Origin of the sequence: Arthrobacter sp. 9E16 (assembly GCF_002929435.1) — a bacterium.
GTDB classification, from domain to species: Bacteria; Actinomycetota; Actinomycetes; order Actinomycetales; family Micrococcaceae; genus Arthrobacter_B; species Arthrobacter_B sunyaminii.
Map to the genome: position 1 here is coordinate 324,546 of NZ_PJIU01000001.1, position 22,475 is coordinate 347,020.

At 64.4% G+C, this 22,475-nt stretch carries 17 protein-coding genes and 1 pseudogene; 3 read left to right on the plus strand and 15 right to left on the minus strand.

Annotation, left to right across the window (positions count from 1 at the left end; genetic code table 11):
- Position 1: 1 nt before the first annotated feature.
- The 4 genes from CXR00_RS01465 to CXR00_RS01480 all read right to left on the minus strand — a co-directional run bounded on the left by CXR00_RS01465 (position 2) and on the right by CXR00_RS01480 (position 5,808).
- Positions 2-994: an ABC transporter permease gene (locus CXR00_RS01465; RefSeq protein WP_104052639.1), complete on the minus strand. Its 993-nt coding sequence runs from the start codon at positions 992-994 to the stop codon at positions 2-4.
- Positions 987-1,913, minus strand: a complete 927-nt coding sequence (locus CXR00_RS01470; protein ID WP_104052640.1) for an ABC transporter permease — start codon at positions 1,911-1,913, stop codon at positions 987-989. The genes CXR00_RS01465 and CXR00_RS01470 overlap by 8 nt, the downstream gene beginning before the upstream one ends.
- A gap of 132 nt (positions 1,914-2,045) precedes the next feature.
- Positions 2,046-3,689 carry an ABC transporter substrate-binding protein gene (locus CXR00_RS01475; RefSeq protein WP_104052641.1) on the minus strand — a complete coding sequence of 548 codons (1,644 nt, stop codon included), beginning with the start codon at positions 3,687-3,689 and terminating at the stop codon, positions 2,046-2,048.
- Positions 3,690-4,008: 319 nt separating this feature from the next.
- A complete protein-coding gene (locus tag CXR00_RS01480) occupies positions 4,009-5,808 on the minus strand; it encodes an ABC transporter family substrate-binding protein (RefSeq protein ID WP_104052642.1) in 1,800 nt (599 codons plus the stop codon).
- A gap of 177 nt (positions 5,809-5,985) precedes the next feature.
- Between CXR00_RS01480 and CXR00_RS01485 the strand changes: the two genes are divergently transcribed.
- Positions 5,986-6,597, plus strand: coding sequence for an NAD(P)-dependent oxidoreductase (locus CXR00_RS01485; protein WP_104052643.1), 612 nt, complete (start codon positions 5,986-5,988; stop codon positions 6,595-6,597).
- Positions 6,598-6,623: 26 nt separating this feature from the next.
- Here the strand turns inward: CXR00_RS01485 and CXR00_RS01490 are convergent, their stop codons facing one another.
- The 11 genes from CXR00_RS01490 to CXR00_RS01540 form a co-directional block, all read right to left on the minus strand.
- Positions 6,624-8,255: a glycoside hydrolase family 43 protein gene (locus CXR00_RS01490; protein WP_104052644.1), complete on the minus strand. Its 1,632-nt coding sequence runs from the start codon at positions 8,253-8,255 to the stop codon at positions 6,624-6,626.
- Entirely contained in the window at positions 8,248-10,560 is a 2,313-nt protein-coding gene (locus tag CXR00_RS01495; RefSeq protein ID WP_104052645.1) for a glycoside hydrolase family 3 N-terminal domain-containing protein, read from the minus strand. The genes CXR00_RS01490 and CXR00_RS01495 overlap by 8 nt, the downstream gene beginning before the upstream one ends.
- 105 nt (positions 10,561-10,665) lie before the next feature.
- Entirely contained in the window at positions 10,666-11,484 is an 819-nt protein-coding gene (locus tag CXR00_RS01500) for an ABC transporter ATP-binding protein (protein ID WP_104052646.1), read from the minus strand.
- On the minus strand, positions 11,484-12,371 hold the full coding sequence (locus CXR00_RS01505; protein ID WP_104052647.1) for an ABC transporter ATP-binding protein: 888 nt from the start codon (positions 12,369-12,371) through the stop codon (positions 11,484-11,486). The genes CXR00_RS01500 and CXR00_RS01505 overlap by 1 nt, the downstream gene beginning before the upstream one ends.
- Positions 12,368-13,291, minus strand: coding sequence for an ABC transporter permease (locus CXR00_RS01510; RefSeq protein ID WP_104052648.1), 924 nt, complete (start codon positions 13,289-13,291; stop codon positions 12,368-12,370). The genes CXR00_RS01505 and CXR00_RS01510 overlap by 4 nt, the downstream gene beginning before the upstream one ends.
- Before the next feature lie 11 nt (positions 13,292-13,302).
- A complete protein-coding gene (locus CXR00_RS01515; RefSeq protein WP_104052649.1) occupies positions 13,303-14,292 on the minus strand; it encodes an ABC transporter permease in 990 nt (329 codons plus the stop codon).
- A gap of 65 nt (positions 14,293-14,357) precedes the next feature.
- Positions 14,358-16,043, minus strand: a complete 1,686-nt coding sequence (locus CXR00_RS01520; protein ID WP_181032447.1) for an ABC transporter substrate-binding protein — start codon at positions 16,041-16,043, stop codon at positions 14,358-14,360.
- A gap of 228 nt (positions 16,044-16,271) precedes the next feature.
- A complete protein-coding gene (locus tag CXR00_RS01525) occupies positions 16,272-17,303 on the minus strand; it encodes a LacI family DNA-binding transcriptional regulator (protein ID WP_104052651.1) in 1,032 nt (343 codons plus the stop codon).
- Between the two features lie 139 nt (positions 17,304-17,442).
- Complete coding sequence (locus CXR00_RS01530) at positions 17,443-17,910, minus strand: NUDIX domain-containing protein (RefSeq protein WP_104052652.1); 468 nt, start codon at positions 17,908-17,910, stop codon at positions 17,443-17,445.
- On the minus strand, positions 17,907-18,434 hold the full coding sequence (locus CXR00_RS01535) for a GNAT family N-acetyltransferase (RefSeq protein ID WP_104052653.1): 528 nt from the start codon (positions 18,432-18,434) through the stop codon (positions 17,907-17,909). The genes CXR00_RS01530 and CXR00_RS01535 overlap by 4 nt, the downstream gene beginning before the upstream one ends.
- Positions 18,435-18,600: 166 nt before the next feature.
- Complete coding sequence (locus CXR00_RS01540; protein ID WP_104052654.1) at positions 18,601-19,611, minus strand: hypothetical protein; 1,011 nt, start codon at positions 19,609-19,611, stop codon at positions 18,601-18,603.
- 89 nt (positions 19,612-19,700) lie between these two features.
- On the opposite strand from CXR00_RS01540, the gene CXR00_RS01545 reads away from it, so the two are divergent.
- On the plus strand, positions 19,701-20,273 hold the full coding sequence (locus tag CXR00_RS01545; protein WP_181032448.1) for a TetR/AcrR family transcriptional regulator: 573 nt from the start codon (positions 19,701-19,703) through the stop codon (positions 20,271-20,273).
- Between the two features lie 259 nt (positions 20,274-20,532).
- Positions 20,533-22,458: pseudogene (locus tag CXR00_RS01550) on the plus strand (beta-glucosidase); the annotation flags it as partial.
- Positions 22,459-22,475: the final 17 nt, after the last annotated feature.

Consider the following 22,475-nt stretch of genomic DNA (forward strand, 5'->3'; position numbering starts at 1 on the left):
GTCATCGCTTACGCGACTTGGGGTCGAGCGCGTCCCGCAGAGCATCACCGAGCATGATGAAGGACAGCACGGTCAGCGACAGTGCAAGTGCCGGCCAGAACAGGGCCATCGGATTGGTGCGCAGGGAGGGCTTCGCGGAGAAAATATCGTTGCCCCAGGACATGACGTCCGGCGGCAGGCCAATGCCTAGGAAGGACAGTGTTGACTCGGCCACGATGAAGGTGCCCAGCGAAATGGTTGCGATGACGATGACGGGTGCCATCGCATTCGGAATGACGTGCTTGATCAGCGCGGACATCCGTGAGACGCCCAGCGACTGGGCTGCCGTGACGAAGTCCGCGTTGCGTATCTCAAGCACGGCGCCGCGCGTAATGCGGGCAACCTGCGGCCAGCCGAACGTGACCAGGATCAAGACGATGGTCCATACGTTGCGGTTCTCCCGGAAGAACGGAAGCTGCACCACAACAATGGCGCCAAGGATCATCGGCAGCGCAAAGAAGATGTCGCTGACGCGGGCCAGGATGGCATCAACCCAGCCGCCGAAGAAACCGGCAAGGGCGCCAATGACGCCGCCGACAACAACCACGCCGAGCGTGGCCAGCAGGCCGACCATCAGCGATGAGCGCGTTCCATAGACCACTCGGGCCAAAACATCGCAACCCTGCTGGGTGAAGCCGAGCGGGTGGCCAGCAATCGGACCGCCGTCTGAATTGGCCAGCAGGCAGTTGTCGTTGGGCTGTTCGCTGGTGAAGATGCCGGGGAACAGTGCCACGACAATTACGGCCAGAAGCAGCAGGGCGCTGATGATGAACAGGGGCTGCTTGCGCAGGCTGCGCCAGGCTTCGCCCCAGATGCTGCGGGGCGCGCCGTCTGCGGTCGAGCTGTCCACGGGCTGGACCGGAGTCTCCTCCACGTCCGCCACAAAATGCTCGATCGGGTAGGGAGAGACCTTGCCGCGTGAAGCGGGGGTCAGTGCTTTGTCATTCTCAGGCATATCGAATCCTCGGGTCCAGCCACGCGTACAGAAGATCTACCAACAGGTTGGCGAGGCAAAAAATCAGGATCAGCACGGTGACGATGGAGACGACCACCGGAGCTTCACCATTGAGCACGGCGCGGTACAGAGTGTTGCCGACGCCGTTGACGTTGAAGATCCCTTCGGTCACGATCGCGCCGCCCATCAGGGCGCCCAGGTCGGCACCCAGGAAAGTGGCAACCGGAATCATGGAGTTGCGGAGAATGTGCACCGTGACGACGCGCGGACGGCTCAGGCCCTTGGCCGTTGCGGTGCGGACATAGTCAGCGTTGGCGTTCTCAATCACGCTCGTGCGGGTAAGACGCAGCACATAGGCGAAGGAAACCAGGCCCAGCACAATGGCAGGCAGCAGCAACTCAGTGAAGGACGCGTCACCGCTCACGGTGGGGTTGGTCCAGGCGAGTTTGACGCCAAAGACGAACTGCATCAGGAAGCCGAGCACGAAGATCGGGACGGAGATGACCACCAGGGACACCACGAGAACCGTGGAGTCGGAGATCTTGCCCTTGCGCAGGCCGGCGAAGAGGCCGAAGACGATGCCGAAGACGGCTTCGAAGACGAGGGCCATGACGGCCAGCTTTGCGGTGGTCGGGAAGACCTCGGCGATGATGGTGGAGATCTCGCGGCCGGCGAAGTTTGTTCCCAGGTCGAAGGTCAGAACGCCCTTGAGGTACAGGAGGTACTGCATCCAGAACGGCTGGTCCAGGTTGTACTGGGCACGCAGTGATGCTTCGACGGCGGGGGTGCAGCCCTTATCGCCGCAGATGGCGGCCGTCGCGTCGCCGGGAAGGCTGAAGACCAGGAAGTAGAGAAGCAGTGTTGCACCCAGGAAAACGGGGATTAACTGCAGGAAGCGCCGAAGAACGTATCCGGCCATCAGATGTTTGCCTCTGGCACAGTGCGCACACGGGGGCGCTGGTTGGTGAAACTCATGTTAAGAGCACCTTTACATTGGAGCGGCCCAAGGGCCCGGCTGCGGTGTGCGGCCGGGCCCCCGAGCTGTGAGGAATTACTTGCCGGTGATGGCGTAGTACAGGGGTACGCCGTTCCAGCCGAACTCAACGTTGGTCACGTTGGTGCTCCAGCCGCCCTGGGCAACCTGGTACCACAGGGGGATGGCGGGAAGATCTTCGAGGAGCATTTCCTGCGCCTCGTTCATCTTCTCGTTGCCTTCTTCAACGGTGGATGCCGAGAGACCCTCGCTCAGCAGAGCGTCGAACTCGGGGTTCTCGTAACGTGCGTCGTTGGAGCCGGCTCCGGTGGCGTAGATCGGGCCGAGGAAGTTGTACAGCGACGGGTAGTCTGCCTGCCAGCCGGAGCGGATGGCTCCGGTGAGGACAGCGTCGCTGGCTTCGGTGCGGACTTCCTTGAACGTCGCGTACGGCTTGCCGGTGACCTCGATGCCGAGGTTGTTCTTGAGACCGTTGACTACGGCTTCAACCCAGGTCTTGTGGTCGCCCTTGTCCGCGTTGTACGCGATGGTCAGGGGCTGGGACTCGTCGTACGGCGAGATCTTCTCGGCTTCTTCCCAGAGTTCCTTGGCCTTTTCCGGGTTGAACTCCAGGTTTTCACTGCCGGGCAGGTCCGCGGAGTAGCCATCCAGCACGGGTGCTGTGAAGTCTTCCGCCGGGGTGCGGCCGTTGCTGAAGATCACCGAGGTGATTTCTTCGCGGTCGATCGCCATGGAGAGAGCCTGGCGGCGCAGCTTGCCGGCTTCACCGCTCCAGTTCTCCAGGTAGTAGGGGATGGCGATGGTCTGGTTGCCCGCGTACGGGGACTCGATGGAGCGTTCCTCGCCGAGGTCATTCTTGAAGTTCTTGACGTCTGACGTCGGAATGGTCTTCAGGACGTCCAGGTTGTTGGAAATCAGGTCCTGGTAGGCCGTGGTGTCGTTCTGATAGATCTTGAACGTAATACCGGCGTTCTGGGCTTTCTGAGGTCCTTCGTAGGACTCGTTCGGGACCAGGTTGATCTCCTGGTTGTGCTCCCAGGCGCCTTCTCCGTCGAACTTGTACGGACCGTTGCCCACGGGGTTCTCACCGTAGGTCTTCGGGTCTGCAAGGGCTTCGGGGATCATCGGGTAGAACGCGCTGTAGCCCAGGCGCAGCGGCCAGTCGGACTCAGGCTGCTTCAGCGTGACCTCGAACGTGGTGTCATCGATGACCTTCAGCCCGGACATGGTGTCCACTTCCGAGCCTTCGGCGCTGGCTTCGTCGTATCCCTCGATGCTCTCGAAGAAGTAGCTGGAGAGCTGGGCGTTCTTAGCCGCGGCGCCGTAGTTCCAGGCATCCACGAAGGACGAAGCAGTTACCGGCGCACCGTTGCTGAAGGTTTTGCCTTCCTTCAGCTTGATGGTGTAGTTCTGCGCGTCTTCGGTCTCGATCGACTCGGCCATTTCATTCTGCGGCTTGCCGTCAGCGTCGTAGCTGATCAGGCCGGCAAAAAGCAGGTCCAGTACCGCCCCGCCGCCCACCTCATTGGTGTTCGTGGGGATCAACGGGTTCTGGGGCTCTGAGCCGTCGGCAATGATGACACGGCTGGTGTCACCTTCTGCGCCGGATTCCGAGGAACCATCTCCCCCGCCGCAGGCGCTCAGCGCCAGAACGGCCACGGCCGCGACGCTCAGCATTTTGGAAGTGCGTGTGAAGCGCATTCCGCCTCCTATGTTGTCTATGGGTGCCAACGTGTTGCGTCGGCATTGCGGCTCGCAGACAGTGAGCCGACTCACAAGGTCAAAAGCATATTGCTTTGGAGTACACCGTACTCACCACGGGGAGCCGTGATTGACTCCCGGGACGCCTCCGGCGGCCCATAGCAAGGCAAAAAGGTGCCCCTCGTCTGGAATTATATAGAAAGACATGTCGAGATAACGATTTGGCATACCCCTGACGTGTTACGACACAATGGTGTCCTTTTGCCTTCCGACCTGCCATTATGCCGACGGTCGCGGGGGCATGCCATGACCAACGTCACTACCGGGCTACGGACCACTCCCAGAGGTTCCACCACAGTCCGGTCTGGTTGGGCATGTATTCGACATGCTCGATGGTGTCCGCTGAAGCTTGCAGCCCCGGCACCTGATAGAGGGGCAGTCCGTAGCGCGCGTCCCAGATGAGCCGGTCTATCCGGGTCTGAAGCTCATCCCGGCGCTGGGCATCAGTCTCCGTCACGAGTTCGTCCATCAGCGCATCCGCTGCGGGACTGGAAAAACCGTTGAAGTTGGAGGCCGAGCCGGTTCGGAAGACCTGAGGCACTCCGGACACCCCGACCCCGGAGGCAGTCCAGCCAAAGATGGCAGCGTCATGGCTGTCCGTTCCCAGTTGTTCCGCCCAGTCAGAGGCGGGAAGTCCGCCGTCGACGACGGTGAACCCGGCTTCGGACGCTGACTCTTGAATCAGCTTGAACGCAGCCGCCCGGTTGGTGTTGTCACGGTTGTAAAGGATGCGCACCTCGGGTGTGGCGCCGTCGAGCAGGTCCCGTGCACGGTCCGGATCCACCGCGGCGAACTCCCGGGAGCCGTTGGTGGCGGCTGCCTCCTCATAGGCGGACTGGTCGGTGAGGAACACTTCAGAGTCCAACGGCTTCGCCTCGGGCTGCAGCGGCTGCACGGTGGCCTCCACGATGGCTTGGCGCGGCACGGTATGAAGAAAGGCTTCGCGGACAGTCTTGTCCGTGAAGACGCCGTCGAATTTCAGGTCCAGATGGTCATAGGCAAGCTGGTTTCCCCGGTGCAGGTTGATGTTGCCCATCGACTCGAGTTCAGTCAGCGTGCCGCTGTCCGCCGGCGGAGAGATGATGTCCACGGTGCCGTCTTTCAGGGCTGCCGCCTGGCCGGAAGAATCCTGGAGGAACCGCACCGTGATCCGGTCCAGCTCCGGCTGGGGACCCCACCGGTAATCGTCGTTCCGCACCAGCGTCAGGGACGTTCCCGGTTCGATGCTCTGAACTATGTAAGGGCCGCTGGAAAGATAAAGCGCCGGGTCATCCGGAAGTCCGTCGGTGGTGAAGGCTGTGTTCCAGTAGTCTGCGACAGCCCGCAGTTCCGGGTTGACCGGAGCAGGATCCAGGGCATCGCCTGCGGGGGTGTTCCGGATCAACCGGGTCAGTTCTTTTTCGTCTGCCAGCCCTGCACCCTGGGCGACGACGTGCGCCGGGACGCCGATCCCGCCGTCGTCGGCCAGTGATCCGAACGCTGTCTCCCAGTCCGCGTACGGCTGTGAATAGGTCAGGGTGATGGACCGGTTGTCATCACCGATTTCCGGAAGGCCGGTCAGGGCCAGGGCCTCAGTGGATCCCGCGTAGTCGAAATAGCGCGTGCCTGAGAGAACAGTGCCGTTGCTGGCCGTGAGCTCGTCATCGAACCGCCCGGATGCTGCGGCCCAGGCGAGCATCATGTCATCCGCACCCACCGGAGCTCCGTCGGACCAGGCCACCCCCTCATTGACCGTGTACTTTACCGTCAGCGGATCCTCGGAGATTCTTTCGTAGGTGCCGAAATCCTCCAGCGGAACAACGTCCAGGTTGTTGTCCACATAGTTGAAGCCCGAGTGGGTGGCATAGGCAATGCGGTTGTTGATGTCCGTGTTCCCGTCCGCAGTTTGCGGATTGAAGGAGCTGAAGGCGCTGGTCTCCGCCACGGAGATCTCACCTCCCGGAGTCGGCGAGGTGCCGGGCACTTCCTCGACGGCATCCGGCTCAGCGGTGCAGGCACCCAGGACCAGGACCCCTGCCGCGCACGCAGCGATGAGTTTGGTCAGGCGGTCAAAACGCATAGTTGCTCCCCGGGACGTTATGGCGTTGATCGCACACCCTGTGATGATGACACACGGCGCCCTGTTCCCACGAGCATCAGCCGGGTGAGCCGATGTTGGAGTCAGGCGTAGTCGGCCTGGGCGCCGATAAGATAGTTTCAGGCTCTGAGAGCACGTCACAACGAATAAGAGGACCCTGTGAAGATCACCATTGTCGGCGGCTCAAAAGGCACCGGAGCACAGCTCGCCGCGCTCGCGCAGGCAGCAGGCCACGAGGTTACGGTCGTTTCCCGCAGCGGCAGCGCACCCGCAGGCGTACACGCGGTCACCGGCGATGCGACCGACCCCGCCGTAGCAGCCCGGGCGGTGGCGGGAGCCGACGCCGTCGTTGTCACCGTGGGCGGCGCCAAGGGTGTTTCCCGGCAGCGGACGGCTGTCACCGAAAGCGTCATCGGTGCGATGCAGAAAGCCGGCGTGCACCGGCTCCTGGTGCAGTCCTCGCTGGGTGCCGGAGATTCCGGCTCGCAGATGCCCGCACCGCTGCGGCTCGTCATGCAGGCAGTGCTCGCCAAGGCCCTGGCGGATCACAACAAGCAGGAGGCTGCCGTGCAGAGTTCCGGCCTGGAATGGACGATCGTCCGTCCCACCGGCCTCACGGACAAGGAGCCGACCGGCACCTGGAAGGCGCTGACAACGGGCGACGGCGGCCGGCTGGGCGGGTCGATCCCCCGCCGTGACCTGGCCGCCTGCATGCTCGGGTTGCTTACTGACGATTCGAGCGTGGGCAAGGCCCTTGGGGTGAGCAGCTAGCTCAGGCAACTCCAGCTGCCCCGGGGTCAGTGTTCGTAGACCATCTCCGCGAAAACCGCTCCGGTACCGGCTGTTCCCATCGAGTAGACCGAGGCCACGGCACCGACAAAACCGCCGGCGGCTTCAGTGCTGAGCACCCGTGCCGGGAGGTCTGCGCTAAGAACACCGGCCCCGTCTGTTCCTGTTTCCACGCGCACCGTGGCACCATCGAGAACGGCCATCCGCAGTTCGATACCGGCAGGTTCACCAGCCACAAGACGGTCGAACGTTTCGCCGTCGAGGTTCCGGGATTCAACTATCCGGCTCACACCGCCCGCCACCTCTACGATGTCGATACGAGCCTCCTTCTCCACGCTGAGCTCGGCCCGGATCTGTGATTCCGGGCTCTGCGACAGACTGATTCCCACCAGGGTCTGCATCGGCCCGCCAGCCGCCGGGGACCTGAGCAGGCGTTCGACCGTGGCGGCGAACGCGGCCGTGTGGTGGGAGAGGCGAACCCCCAGCGCCGCGGCAGGTTCCGTCCGGTCGACGCGCGCCCCCGTGGACAGCAAGGCGATCCTGTTCTCGCTGCCCGCCTCCCCCATATGCTGAGCCGGGAATCCCCGGGCCGTTATCCACGGTTCGTCCCGGCCCAGGACCCTGCGCACCGGGTTGGGGGAGGTGATGAGAGGTTGCTCAGCCGCTGCAATGGTTTCAGCAGTCACAAACGCAGGCACTTCTCCCGATTCAGGCAGGCATCCCAGACCGGGGTTGAACACCGGCCAATCGTTCTCCCACGCCACCGGCGCCAAGAAGGTCTCCCGGCCCAGCAGCGTCAGACTGTGCCGTGGTCTCGTCGCGAGCGCCACGGCCCACCAGGATCCGTCGGTTGCCTGAACCAAGTCGGCGTGGCCGACGCATTGAACGGCGGCGGTGCCGCCGAAGTTCCGATGCGTGAGCACCGGGTTACGGGGATTGCCAAGGTACGGACCCGTGACATGGTTCGCGCGCGCCACGCTGACGGCATGGTTGTCGCCCGTGCCGCCTTCCGCGGCGAGCAGGTAGAAGTACTCACCATGTTTATAGAGGTGCGGCCCCTCCGCCCATATGGCCCCTTTGACTGCCCCGGTCCAGAGAATGTGTTCGGGCCCCGTCAGGCGGCCTTCGACAGGGTCAAGGCGCTGCAACCAGATCTCGGTCTGTCCCTCGTATTCCGGCTCAACAACCTGTCTGCAGCCCGCCCACCAGATATCGTCACCGTCGAAGAAGATGGTGGGATCGATGCCAGCGGCGTCGGGCAGCCATACGGGGTTGCTCCACGGTCCCGCAGCGCTGGCGGCTGTGATGTAAAAGCTTCCCGACGGTCCGTCAACCCCCACCGCGGTGCAGGCGATGTAGAAGAGGCCGTTGTGTTCCCGGATTGTCGGCGCAAACAGGCCGCCGGAGGCCCTGGCAGAGGAAAGGTCGAGCTGTTCCGGCCGTGTGATGGCGTGCCCGATCAAGTCCCAGTGCACCAGGTTGGTACTGGCGTAGACAGGAAGTCCCGGCAGGTACTCAAACGTGGAATTTACCAAATAGAAGGTGTCACCCTGTCGACAGATCGACGGGTCCGGGTGCATTCCCTCCAGCAGGGGGTTCGTGAAGGTAAGGGACTGCTCCGGGGCCGGGACTTTACTCATTGTATACGGCGACCGGCGTGGTCAGGACCCGGCCGCTGCTGAGAATCCGTCGCTGACCCGTCACGGCAATGCGTGCGTTCTGGCCGTCATCCTCTGCATTGTGGGCGACGGCGAGAGTGGCTTCGAGCGGACCGATCTCCCACTGTCCCGACTGTCCCACATAGCTGAGGCGATCAGCAGACACGGTAAACGTGACGGTCCGGCTTCCGCCGGCCTCGATGTCCACAGCGGCATAACCAATGAGGGTCGAGACGGGACGCGTCACGTGTGCCGTGACCTCGCGGACGTACAGCTGCACCACGTCGGTGCCGTCCCGTTCACCGGTGTTCTGTACCTTGACGGCCACCTGCAGTGTGCCGGTGCTGTCAATCTCATGTGCATCGAGTATCAGGCTCGAGTGGGTGAAGGTGGTGTAACTCAGGCCGTGGCCAAACGGAAACACGAATTCGGCGCCCAACGAGGTCACCGCCGACGTCCCGGCGAGAGCCGGTCGCAGATAAGTAGCTGGCTGGCGGCCGGCGGGTCCCGGGTAGGACAGTGTGGTGCGGCCACGCGGATTGATGCGGCCGGACAGGGCGCCCGCCACAGCCGATGCTCCTTCCTGCCCGGGGAACCAGGACTGCACAATAGCGGCGCAGCGGTCCGCCGCCCAGGACAGGTCATAGGGGCGGCCGGTGATGAGGACGAGGACAACAGGTTTTCCGGTGTCCAGCAGCGCCTCGACGAAGCGGCGCTGCACACCGGGCAGCTCGAGGCTGTCCACGTCGTTGCCCTCTCCCACCGTGCCGCGGCCGAACAGTCCGGCTTGGTCCCCCATCACGGCCACCACAACATCGGCGGCACCGGCCTGGGCTACGGCGGCGTCGAATCCCCCGGCATCGTCACCTTCAACCTCGCAGCCGCGGGCGTAGTCAAGGGACGGGAATTCGTTCCTCAGGGCGTCCAAGACGGTGGGGATATCGATCCCGGCGGCAACATCGGGGTAATGGGCCTCCACGTGGTTGGTGAAGCTGTAATCTCCGAGCAGGGCGGTCCTGCTGTCCGCATTGGGCCCTACCACGGCGATCCGGGCGGCGGCTTCCAGCGGCAGCGTGCCGTCATTCGCGAGCAGGATGATCGATTTCTCGGCCACTTCCCGTGCGAGGTCCCGGTGGGCTGCGGGGTTGAGGTCCGGAGCCACGGCCTCGGTGCCGGCGCGCTCCGCGTAACCGGCGGCGGCCGCGAAGCCGGCCGGCAGCAGCCCGTAGTGCTGCTTCTGCAGCAAAACCCGGCGGAGTGCGGCGTCAACCGCTTCCTCCTCCAAATCCCCCGAGCGAACGGCGGCAACCAGGTGCGGGAATGCTGCGGCGTCCGGGAGCTCGACGTCGACGCCGGCTGAAATGGCGCGCACCGCGGACTCCGCGCGGGACCGGGTAACGCCCTGCGTTGTCTGCAGGAAATTCACGCCGAAGTAGTCGGAAACCACGGTGCCGTCGAACCCGAAGCCGGTGCGCAGCACATCCGTGAGCAGGTGTTTGTCACCGTGCGAAGGCACGTGGTCAATCGCGGAGTAGGACGGCATGATGGACCGTGGCGAGCCTTCGCGGATGGCAACTTCAAAGGGATAGAGGAAGACTTCGGCCAGTTCCCGGGGCCCGGCGTCCACGGGTGCGTGGTTGCGCCCGGCCCGGGAAGCGGAATACCCCACAAAATGCTTAGGGGTGGCGATGATGTCCCTGCTTTCCAGGCCCCGGATGTAGGCGGCACCCAGGGTTCCCACCACGTACGGATCCTCGCCCAAGGTCTCCTCGGTGCGGCCCCAGCGGGCGTCACGGGCGACGTCCAGCACCGGTGCGAGTCCCTGGTGGACCTCCAGCCCCTGCAGGCTGTCGCCGATCGCAGCACCCACGCGCTCGATCAGTTCCGGGTCCCAGGTTGCTGCATACGCGGGAGGTGACGGGAAGGTGGTGGCTCCCCATGCCGCCACGCCGGTCAAGCATTCCTCGTGGACGATCGCACCGATTCCGTGCGGGGCGGCGTCGCGCAGTCCTGCCTGCAGCCGGCGCAGTGTTTCCAACCCGTACTGGGCCGAAACCGGGCGCGTGCCGTAGAGCCGCGTGATCTGGCCGAGGCCCTCGGCCTCCGTCTCCGCCCAGGCCTTGGCCCGGCCAGTGTTCTCGGCCTGGGCCGGTGCCACCTCGCCGCCGTCGGCCACTCCGATCCAGAGGCCGACCAGCTGGGCCACCTTCTCTTCCAGGGTCATGGCGTTGATCAGGCTCTCTACGTCGGGGGCCTCTGTCAGGGTGTGCGCAGTCTCGTCAGTCATGGGGTGCTTCCTTTGGACTCGGTGAATCGAAGATCGGTGAAGAAAGGGTTCGGTGCGTGGCCGGGCAACCCCGGAGCGAGTGTGCGGCCGCAGCGGTGCGCAGGGTCAGGCTCTGCCCTGCAGCTCGGCGAACCGAGGATGTGTTCCCGGGTCGGGAGCAGCCGCCAGCAGCCGCTTCGTGTATTCGTGCCGGGGATCGAGGATGACGGCGTCGGACGGTCCGTGCTCAACCACCTCGCCCCGGTACATCACCAGGATTTCGTCCGAAAAATGGCGGGCTGTGGCCAGGTCATGGGTGATGTACAGGACGGCCAGGTCCTCCTCCCGCTGCAGCTGCGCCATCAGGTTGAGCACGCCGAGCCGGATGGAGACGTCGAGCATCGAGACTGGTTCATCGGCGATGAGCACCCGCGGTTTCGGGGCCAGCGCCCGTGCAATGGCGACCCGCTGCCGCTGTCCGCCGGAGAGCTCATGCGGGCGGCGGTGGATGAAATCAGGAGCCGGGGTGAGGTTCACCCGTTCCAGCAGCCGGAGCACTTCCCGGTCGTATCCGGCGGCGGATTCGGCCTGCCGGTTCAGCTGCAGCGGCCTTCGCAGATGATGGCTGATGGAGTGGTAGGGGTTCAGCGAGGCGAACGGATCCTGAAACACCATCTGCACTGCGCTCCGGTACCGGCGCAGCGCACGGCCGGCGGATGCGATCTTGAGACCGTCGAGTTCAATGCTGCCGGCGGTGGGTTTTTCCAGCTGGGCGATCATGCGTGCCACGGTGGATTTACCGCTCCCGCTCTCCCCCACCAGGGCAACCGTCCGTCCCGAAGTCAGTTCAAAGGAAACGTCGTTGACTGCACGGAATCTGCCCCTGGCGCCGCCGGAACGGGAGGGGAAGTCCTTGATGAGGCCGTTGACTGAGAGGGTGGACATCAGATTGCCCCTGCCGTTGTGGTTGAGCTGTTGATGGATTCCCCGGTGCGGATGAAGTCTCCGCGTGCTCCGGTCAGGGAGGGGAAGGACTTGAGCAGCTTGCGGGTATAGGGATGGTCTGCGTCGGCGTAGATTTTCTCCGCCGTCGCCAGTTCAACGATCTCCCCGGCGAGCATCACCGCTATCCGGTCGGAGATTTCCAGGAGCATGGGCAAGTCGTGGGTGATGAAGATGACCGCAAAGCCGAACTCGTCGCGCAGCCGCTGGATTTCGCCCAGGATTTCCCGCTGCACCACCACGTCTAAGGCTGTCGTCGGCTCGTCCATGATCATCAGCTGCGGGTTCAATGCGAGCGCCATGGCGATCATGACCCGCTGGCGCATGCCGCCGGAGAGCTCGTGCGGATAGGCCCGCATCCGGTCGGCTGACACCCCTACCAGTTCAACGAGGTGGCGGATGCGGTCGCGGCGTTCAGCGCGTTTCATCTTTGGGCGATGCGTCGTTAGAACGTCGTCGATCTGGTCCTGCACCGACAGCACCGGATTCAGCGAGTTCATCGCTCCCTGGAACACCATGGATGTCTTGTCCCACCGGTAGCTGCGCAGCCGTTCACCGGACAGTGCGAGAACATCGATGTCACTGCCGGAGGCGTCGTGAAAGGTCACCGCACCGTTTTCGATGACGGCGGGCGGCTTCAGCAGCTGGTTGATGCCGTACGCGAGGGTTGATTTGCCGCAGCCGCTCTCCCCTGCCAAGCCGAGGATCTCTCCGCGGCGGACGGTGAGGCTAACGTCCTTGACCGCATGAACCCGGGTGGCGGCGTGATAGATCACGTTGAGGTTCTCAATGGTCAGCAGCGCTTCGGCGGTATGGGGTGTCTCGCTCATCGGGTGGCCTTTCGTGCGGCTTTGGCGGCGGTGGCCAGGCGGAGCTTGGGGTTGATGACCTCGTCAATGGCAAAGTTGATCAACGCCAGTCCGGCGCCGAGCAGCGCAATCATCAGTCCCGGCGGAATGAACCACCACCAGGCGCCCAGTCTGAGCGAGAAGGCATTCTGCGCGTAGAACAGCATGCTGCCCCAGGAGAACGTGCCGGAAACACCCAGGCCAAGAAAGGACAGGCTCGATTCGCCGAGGATCGCGAAGATGACCGCGAAGACAAACTGGGAGGCCAGGACGGGCAGCAGGTTGGGCAGGATTTCAACGAGGATGATGCGCCAGGTCGGTTCGCCCGCCACTTTGGCTGCCAGCACGTAGTCCCGGTTGCGCATGGACAGGGTCTGGGCCCGCAGCACCCGTGCGCCGCCGGCCCAGGAGGTGAGGGTGAGGACAACGATGATCATCAGCAGCCCTTTTTGCTCCACATAGCTGGCGACCACAATCATCAGCGGGATGCCCGGAATAACCAGGGCCACGTTGGTGAAGAGGGAAAAGCTTTCATCCCAGCGTCCGCCCAGGTAGGCACCGAGGATCCCGACCAGCCCGGAAAGCGCCACGGCAAGGAACCCGACCGTGACGCCCACAATCAGCGAACCGCGCGTGGCGTGGGCGAGTTGGGCGAGGACGTCCTGCCCCGTCTGGGTGGTGCCCAGCAGGTGCTCTCCGGAGGGCCCGGAAAGTCCAATGTTGCTGATCGCCATGGGATCGGTGACCAGCAGCGGCCCGATAAGCCCGAACAGCGCAATCGCAAAGGTGATCCCCAGGCCGATCACCAGTTTGGGCGTCCGGGGCGGAAGGCTTCGCCGCATCCCGTCGAACCGCCGCTGCGGCTCGGGGCTGAAGGTGGAAAGTTGAGCGGTGGACGTCATGATCTGGCCCTCTATCCTTGGTGCCGGGTTCGGGGATCGATGAGTCCGTAGACCACGTCGACGAAGAAGTTGGTCAGCAGCACCGAGGTGGTGATGATCAGGAAGACACCCTGCATCAGGGCGTAGTCATTGTTCTGGACCGACTGCAGGAGGGTCTGGCCGATACCGGGGTAGGAAAACACCTGCTCGGTGAGAATGGACCCGCCCACGACGGCGCCCAGGGCAATGCCGAAGCCCGCCACCGAGGGCAGGATGGCGTTGCGGCCGGCGTACATGGTCATGATGCGGCGGGGCCGCAGCCCCTTGGCCTCGGCGGTGACGACGTAGTCCTCGGCCATGGTGGAGACCATCATGTTGCGCATGCCCACGAGACCGGCCCCCAGGGAGCTGATCACGATGGTCAGGGCCGGCAGGGTGCCGTACTTTACCGCGCTGGCCAGGAACTCCCAGCTCCAGCCGGCGCTCACTGTGCGGTAGTCGTATCCTCCGCTGATGGGGAAGAATCCCAGCGTCACGGCAAACACGTAGCTGAGGATGAGGGCGAGCCAGAAGTAGGGCACCGCCTGCAGGACTGTCGACGTCGGGATGAGGCTGTCGAGCCAGCCCCCGCGTTTCCAGCCGGCCAGCATGCCAAGCAGCTGGGCGATGACAAACGAAATCACGGTGGCGATGCCCACCAGCAGGATGGTCCAGGGCAGCGCCTGCCCGATGACGGTGACCACCGGCGTGGGAAAGAAGGTGACCGAGACGCCCAGGTCGCCGCGGAAGATGTTGACCAGGTAATCGCCGAACTGGGAAAGCAGCGATGCGTCATCGGTGGTTCCCAGCATGGCCTCAATGGCCTCGCGGGTTTCGGGTGCAACCTGGCCGCGCTGGGCCAGTTTTGCCAGCATCACGTCCACGGGGTTGCCCGGGAGCAGGCGCGGCAGGGCAAAGTTGATGGTGATCGCCGCGCAGAAGGCAACGATGTAGAAGAGGATTTTCCTCAGGAGGTATCTCACGCGGTTCTCGTTCCGACATAGATCAGTGGCGGGCCCGAAGCCCGCCACTGATCTCGATGGGATTTTTACTTAAGGGTGAGGTTCTTGAGGACCTGACCGTAGTCAGGTGCCTGCCACACCATGGGAAGCGCGTAGAGATCGTCGTCGCTGGGCCAGCCCGTGACGACGTCCGTGCGGAATGTGCTCAGGCTGCCGTAGGACTGGATGGGAATGTACGGCATGTCCTCGGCAATGGCTTCCTGGATGATGGCGTACTGCTCCATCTTCAGGGACTCGTCGGTGGTGCCGTTGAGCACATCCAGCGCTGCGTCCACATCCGGGTTTGAGTAGCGGGCCCAGTTCGGGTTGGCCGACTCGCCCACCGGCGCCGTCGATTCGCTGTCGAAGAAGGCCTTGTACAGGTAGTAGGGCTCGGAGCCGGCGCCGGGCCACAGGTTGTTTACCAGCATCTGGAAGTTTCCGGTGTTGGTGGCTTCGGTCCACTCGTTCCAGGACATCTGCTCTGCTTTCAGCTCAATCCCGACCGGCAACAGCTGCTGGGCCATCGTCTCGATTCCGGCAATCCAGTCCGTCCAGCCGGTAACGGTCTTGACCGAGAAGCTCAGGCGCTCGCCGTCCTTGGCGTAGATGCCGTCGGCGCCTTTGGCAAAGCCAGCGTCGGTCAGCAGTTTCTCGGCCTTGGCGGCGTCACCCTTGTTGGAGGCAACCGGCTCCTTGATCGACGGGGAAATCCACTTCTCATCCCGGGGAAGCAGCGCGTACGTGGGGCTGACGTCGCCGTTGAGGTTGGAGAAGGCCAGGGAGTTGAGCTGGTCGCGGTCCATGGCCGCGTAGATCGCCTGGCGGACAGCCGGGTCCGTCTGCGGACCGGTGCAGCCGAGCTCAACATTGGAGCAGGTCACCAGGGACAGCTGGTTCTGGACGGTGTTGACGTATTCCACGTCCTCCTCCGGGCCCAGGAGGGTATCCACCTCGGGGATGAACATGCTCATCCAGTCAACGTCGCCGTTGAGGATTGAATCGACGCCGGCCTGGTTGCCGGACAGGGACACGTACCGCACGCCGTCCAGCTCGGGCTTGCCCGCTTCCCAGTACTCTTCATTCTTTTCCAGCAGGTAGCTCTGCGGGGAGAAGTCGGACACGACAAACGGCCCTGTTCCGACGGCATCCTGGTTGATGAACGTGGCCGGGTCCTCCACGTCGGCCCAGATGTGTTCGGGAACAATGTAGATGGAGCTCAGGGCACCAATCGAGTTGAGCACATCGGGCTTGGGGTAGGTGATGGTGAGCTCGGTGTCGCTCACGGCCTCGGCCACGCCGTCGAACCCGCCGGTGTTCAGCGCGGGCGTGTTGGCGATCAGGTTCAGAGTGAAGACCACGTCGTTGGCGGTGAACGGTTCACCGTCGCTCCACGAAACCCCTTCGCGGGTTTTGATGGTGAGAACGTTGCCCTCGTCGTTGTACGAGTACTCGGTGCCCAGGACCGGGACGGGGTCCCCCTCGGCCGCCCGGTTGACGAAGAACAGGGTTTCATAGACGGTCGACTGCACGCCCAGCAGGGCAGTGGTGGAGAACGGGTTAAAGTTCTCGGTGAACTGAGTGGATGAAGCGCCGGGCATTGTCAGAATGGCGTCACCGCCCCCGGAAGCGCTTTCCTCGCCTGCACCCCCGCCCGACTGGCAGCTGGTGACCAGCAGGGCCGTGGCGGCCAGCGCCGCAATGCCGGCGAGTCTCTTTCGTGAAGTGAACATCATTGTCCTTTCGACGATCGAGACCACCCCGACCGCTGTGTGCCCGAACTCACATCCAAGCCTCCGGCCTGGTGTTCAGTAAGCGCTATCTCGGAGACTAACGTCGATGTTTTGGCGCGTCAATGGTTTCTTTTGGCGCTCCATAAACGGAACATGTGCAAAAGTGGCGGATCACCGGTAAGCGCGTGCTGAGAAGGACGCGCTACAGACGCCGGCGGAATAAGCCGCTTAGAGGGAATCCCGGCGGGTGAGGCTGCTCGGCAGGACGCGCTGCACAACGGAGGTGCCGGAGCTGGCCATGAGGGCGGCGAGCGCATCAACCATCTCTTCACCCATTCGTTCCAACGGCTGGCTCACCGAGGTTAGCGGCGGATTCGCCACCTCAGCCAGGACGGAATCGTCATAGCTCACCACTGAAATATCGTGGGGTACCCGGCGTCCGGCCGCGGCCAGAACCTGCAGCGCTCCGGAGCCCATGTAATCCGAGCAAACGAAGACACCATCAATGTCGGGGTAGGCGGCAAGAAGCCGTGTCATGGTCTCCGACCCTCCGGCCGGCGAGAACGCCCCCCGGGCAATTCGATGGGCCTCGAGGCCGTGCTCGGCCATAGTTGACCGCCACCCCTCGAGCCGGTCTCTCGCCGCCGTCAGCCGATCGTTGCCAGCCAAGATGGCAATTCGGGACCGGCCTGCTTCGATGAGAGCCTCGGTGGCCAGCCGGGCGCCGCCCACGTTGTCAACGTCGACATAAGACTGGGCTTTTGCATCTCCCAGCGGCCTGCCCAGATAAACAACGGGCACACCGGCATCGCGGAGAAGCTCAGGAAGGTGTGAAATCTCGTCTTCCAGGATGACCATCGCTCCGTCCACACCGGTTCGACGCAGATACTCGAGGAGGTATGACTCCTGCTGTGCGCTTCCGGAAAGAAGCATCACGATCTGCAGGTCATGCCGGGCAACTGCGGACAGCACACCGTGCAGCGGCGCCGAGGTAAACGAGTACGGCTGGGAGAGATCGGCCTCAGAGATAATCAGGGCAACGGCCCCGGTGCGTCCGGTGGCCAGCGTGCGGGCAGCAGCATTGAACTGGTAGCCCATCTGCCGGGCGATGGCCTCCACCCGAAGCGCCAGATCCGCATTGACTGTAGGCACGCGGTTCATCACGCGGGACACTGTCGCGGTGGATACCCCTGCAGCGGCCGCCACATCGGCAAGGGTGGTGACGGCACGCCCGGGGCGCCGCGCTCGAGTCTCGCTCATGGCTACATATTGCCACAGTGCCGCGGCACTGAAGCGCCGCCGGGTAAGCGCTTACGTCATTTGTCCTGACAATCCAAAGACAAGCCAGGCGCACTCCCGGTTCGATGCCCGCTAGTAAGCGCTCTCTCGGGAGCTTGCGTCACCGCGGATGTGACACGTCAAGAACAAGCTCCCCCAGCCTGGCACCGAAACCCGCACAGAGAACATGGGCGTTCTCCAGGGGCGCCCACCAGCACGTCCAAGTGTGAGCTGCACCGCCGTCTGACGGGTGCTCTTCCCCAGCAATCCAGCGCTCACGCGGCGGCGTGTCATCCAGAAGCTCGAGCTGGAAGAAGTGCCGTTCATGAATGTCCGGTTTCGCGGGCCACACGTCATAGCGGTCCACTCCGAGCGCACGGACGACGCGCGTTCGCATCCCGGTCTCTTCGAGTACCTCGCGAACCACAGCTTCCTCGGGTGCCTCACCCGGCTCGATAGTTCCGGCGGGGACCTGCACGCCGGCGGCCTCGATCGGCACGTGATGGTGAGTGAACACCAGCAGCCGCTCCCGGTGGACAACATAGCCGACGGCCTTCCGCACGGAACGCCGGTGCAGATGGCCGGTCATGCGATATCCGGCGTTCGCGCGCCCGCCCCGCTCGGAGTTAGCGGCTTCACCATGATCAGGCAGGGCGTGTCCGCGCCCCAAAGGTCCGTTTCCTCCAGGGGAAGAAAACCCCGTCTCTCGTAAAAGTGACGGGTCCACGCATACCCGGTATCCGGATGAGAGGGGCCGAGGGTCTTGACCTCCAGCAGGCGGACACCCCGGGCGACGGCATCTGCCTCGATGGCCGCGAGCATCGCCGTTCCAACGCCGAGCCCGTGTGCTGCTCGTCCGACCACTGTGAGATGGATTTCCGCCACGTGGGGAAAGTGGCGATCAACGAGAGTGGCCCCGACAACCCTCCCGTCGGCGTCGCGCGCGGTCCACGTCTCCTTGGTTCTTGCCGCCTCGATGTATTCGGCATTTGAGTCCGGCTGCCCAAACCACTCGGGGACCGTTGCCAGCAGCCGGGCGACGTCGTCGGGCACAGGCTCGTCCCGGACTGCAATCCAGTTGCCATTGGTCTGCTTTACGCCAGTGCCACCCATGAGTCCTGTCTACCAAGACATCTGTCGTCCGTTTGCCAGCGACACAGTCCGGCGCACGCACGGGTGCCCTGCACGGACGGTCCGAAACGGCGCCCGTTGTTCTTCAGCAGCAAAAAGGGAAAGCCCCACCAAAGGCGGGGCTTTCCCTTCCAGCCCGCACAGGCGTTTAGACCGTGGCGGGTGCTGCCTCTTTCCGGGTCTTGGCAGCCGAGATGCGCGGACCGCTAAACCACAGCACGATCCCCGCCAGAACCCAGATACTCAGGGTCAGGGCCGCAGCGCCTCCGCCGACGCCGTCGAAGTACGCCACGGAACGGACCAGGGTGCCGGCAGCGCCGGGCGGCAGGAGCTGGCCGACCATGGCCACCCCGGCGGGCAGCCACTGGGCGCTCGTCGAGATGCCGGCGAAGGGGTTGCCCACAAACATCATGGACATTGCCGCAATAGTGAACCCTTTGGTGCCAAAGCACTCATTGAGGCCGGCCAGGGGCAGGGCCAGTGCTGCGATGCCAAGGGCAACGCTTGCCGCCACCGGGACCAGGGGGCCCTCGATGCTGCCAAAGAGGTACTTCAATACGGCCGCGACCACGAACCCGCCCGCCACCGAAAAACCGGTGAGGCCGGCGAAGATCCACCAGCGCTGGCCGGACAGCATGGAACGGAACGCCACGGCCGGCACAATGCCGCCGAACACCAGCGGAAAAGCCAGACCGCCGATGCCCACGCCTGTCGGGTCTCCAGAGGGAAGCGGAACCACGTCCACGATCTCGGCGGTCTGTCCCATGCTGCCCGCCATGGTGGCCCCGACATTGCTGACCGTGCCGGAAACGGCCGTTGAGCCGGCGCTAGCCACGTAGACGGTCATATCCGGATCGGTGAAGTCGAATCCGCCAACGATCTCCCGGTTACGGATGCCCTGCTCGAGGTCCTCGGCATTCTCGTAGGACTGCACCACGAAGGCCCCCGGTGACTGGTCCTCCAAGGTTTCTGCGACTGACGCTGCCCGGTCCTGCGGCCCCACCACACCTAGACCCAAATCACGGGGTCCGGAATGGAGCGAGGGCGAGATGAACAGCATCAGGAGGGCCAGCAGGATGACGGAAAGCCCGGTGGTTAAACCGACCCAAACGGCCGCGTGCTTTCGATGAGAGCCGGATGACGGCGTTTGTGTTGTCATGATCCTTCTTCTTTTCGGAGGAACTTCCTCCGCTTCTACGGATGATGTTCCTCCGGTTTAGACTGAAGGTCAATTTGAAGGGAGTGCGGATGAGAGCTGACGCTGCGCAGCGAAGAGATGCGATCATCACCCAGGCGAGGCACCTGTTTGCCGAGCGGGGCGGCGATGTTGCACTAGAGGCTGTAGCCGCTGCAGCCGGGGTGGGGATTGCCACCCTGTACCGCAACTTCCCCTCCCGTGGGGACCTTGTCCACGCCGTGGTCCAGGACATTGTGGAACAGATCATCCACGCTGTGGATCAGACCCGGAGCACGCTGAACACTGATCCGGCTGCGGCATGGAAGGACCTGCTGTCCAGCCTGACGGCAATGGAACTCGGTGCGCTAACGGACGGGCTCGCGCTGCAGGCTGGGGCCGTCCAGGATTTGGAAGCCACACCTCTGGCGCAGGTTCAGCAGCCGGCAGTAGATGCCCTCAACGATGTGCTTGCAGAGCTCAAGCGGCACGGTGCAGTGCGGGAGGCCCTCTCTGCCCTGGACGTAATAGTTGCGGTCGCGACGATCACCCGTCCACAGGTCTCCCCCATCCGAGGAGCAGCACCGGGTGTGCCGGACCAGCTGGCCGAGGCGTATCTTCTCTGGAGCCGAAGCCAAAAGACCTAACCCACGGGCGGCGCATGATCCCCCGGGTCCAGGCCCGGGAGAAGCGGCTAACGCGCGCTGCGCAGACGCAGGGTGGAGAATGCAGTGCATGAACATCACTCCGGAGGCCAGCGCGTACGGTGAGGCAGTCCGCGCGGTCCGGGAGGGCGCGCTCGGTCCGGACCAGGCAGCCGAGCAGCTCATCAGCCAGATGACGGCAACGGAGCTTCTCGGGCTGCTCGACGGCGACTCCCCCGGGCTGCTGCTCCCGCTCATCCCGATGCTGCTGCGCCGGCGGCCGTTCGTCGCCGGGGCGGTCCCGCGGCTGGGCATCCCGGGAGTCCGGTTCAGCGACGGCGGCCGCGGCGTCGTCATCGGCGCCTCCACGGCCTTCCCCGTGACCATGGCGCGGGCCGCAACCTGGGATCCGGCACTGGAGGAACGGGTCGGGCTCGCGGTGGGCTTGGAGACCAGGGCGCGGGGGGCAAACTACTCCGCCTCCGTCTGTGTGAACCTGCTTCGCCACCCGGCGTGGGGCCGGGCGCAGGAGTGTTACGGGGAGGATCCGGTGCTCACCGCCCGAATGGGATCGGCGATGACCCGGGGTGTGCGCGTGCACGCGATGGCGTGCGTGAAGCACTTCGCGCTGAACTCGATGGAGGACGAGCGCTTCGAGGTGGATGTGTCCGTCGACGAGCATGCCCTGCACGAGGTGTACCTGCCGCATTTCAAGGCCGTTGTGGAAGCCGGTGCCGATTCCGTGATGAGTGCCTACAACCGGGTGCGGGGCGAGTACATGGATGTCAATCACGCCCTGCTCACCGACGTGCTGCGGGATGAGTGGGGCTTCCGGGGATTCGTGACGAGCGACTGGGTTTTCGGCACCCACGACGCCGTCACCAGTCTCCAGGCGGGGATGGATGTGGAGATGCCGCTGCGGCTGCTCCGCGCCCGTACTTTGCCTGCAGCGCTGCGGAGCGGTCAGCTGGCGCGCGCGACTGTAGTGGAGTCCGCGCGCCGCATCCTGCGCACCAGCGTGCTGCACGCCGCAACACGGGAGACGGCGGAGCCGGGCGCGGACCTGATCGCTTCCCCGGCGCACCGGGCGCTTGCCCGCCGGGTCGCCGCGGAATCGGTCGTGCTGCTGAAGAATGAAGTTCTTGGCGAAACACCGCTCCTGCCGCTGGCGCCCGCCATTTCCCATCTTGCGGTGATCGGACGACTAGCGGCCCGGGCAAACCTGGGCGATCACGGCTCCTCACGCGTCCGGCCTCCCTCCGCGGCTTCGGTGCTGCAGGGGCTGCGTGAGGCGCTCCCCCGGGTGCGCATCACGACCGACTCAGGACGGAACGAACGCGCCGCGGCCGCGCTGGCAGCCGCCGCAGACACGGCGATCGTCGTCGTCGGCCTGGACCAGCACGACGAGGGCGAGTCCGTTGTCACCGGAGGCGTTAACGTGGGCGTGCTCGGTCCGGCCTTCGGGTCGGGTGCCCTCAGTCGGGTCGTCACCGGTCTCGCGCATCTGGCCTCTCGGTTCGTCCGAGGCGGCGACCGCAGCTCACTCGACCTGCGCCCCTCCGATGTGCGCCTCATCCGTGCCGTCGTGGCTGCGAACCCGCGGACCGTCGTCGTACTAATCGGCGGCAGCGCGATCCTCACGGAGGAATGGCGGGAACAGGTGCCCGCACTCGTCCTCGCCTGGTACGGCGGTATGGAGGGCGGCCGCGGGCTGGCGGACGTGCTGACCGGTGCTGCGGACCCCGGCGGGCGGCTGCCGTTTGTGCTGCCCACGGACCCCGCGCATCTGCCGCCCTTTGACCGCACGGCGAAGTCCGTGGTTTATGACGACTTGTGGGGTCAACGCCGGCTCGACGGCGAGGGACACGCGCCGGCGTTCCCGTTCGGGTTCGGCTTGAGCTACACCACATTCGAACACCGGCTTCTCGAGCATCGCTTCGACGACACGGGCGGCTGGGCTGACGTGCTCGTCACGAACACCGGCGGTCGCCGGGGGTCCACTGTTGTTCAGGTCTACGCCGCAGACGTGTCAGTCCGCAGGCCGGTGGCTCAGCTCCTGGGTTTCCAAAAGGTGACGCTGCAGCCCGGCATGGAGACAGCTGTGCGGGTTTCCCTGGATGCCGGGCCTACGCTGCAGCGCGATCCGGACACCCGGTGCTGGTCCCCCCGCGCCGGGGACTGGGCCCTGCTCGCCGGCCAGCACTG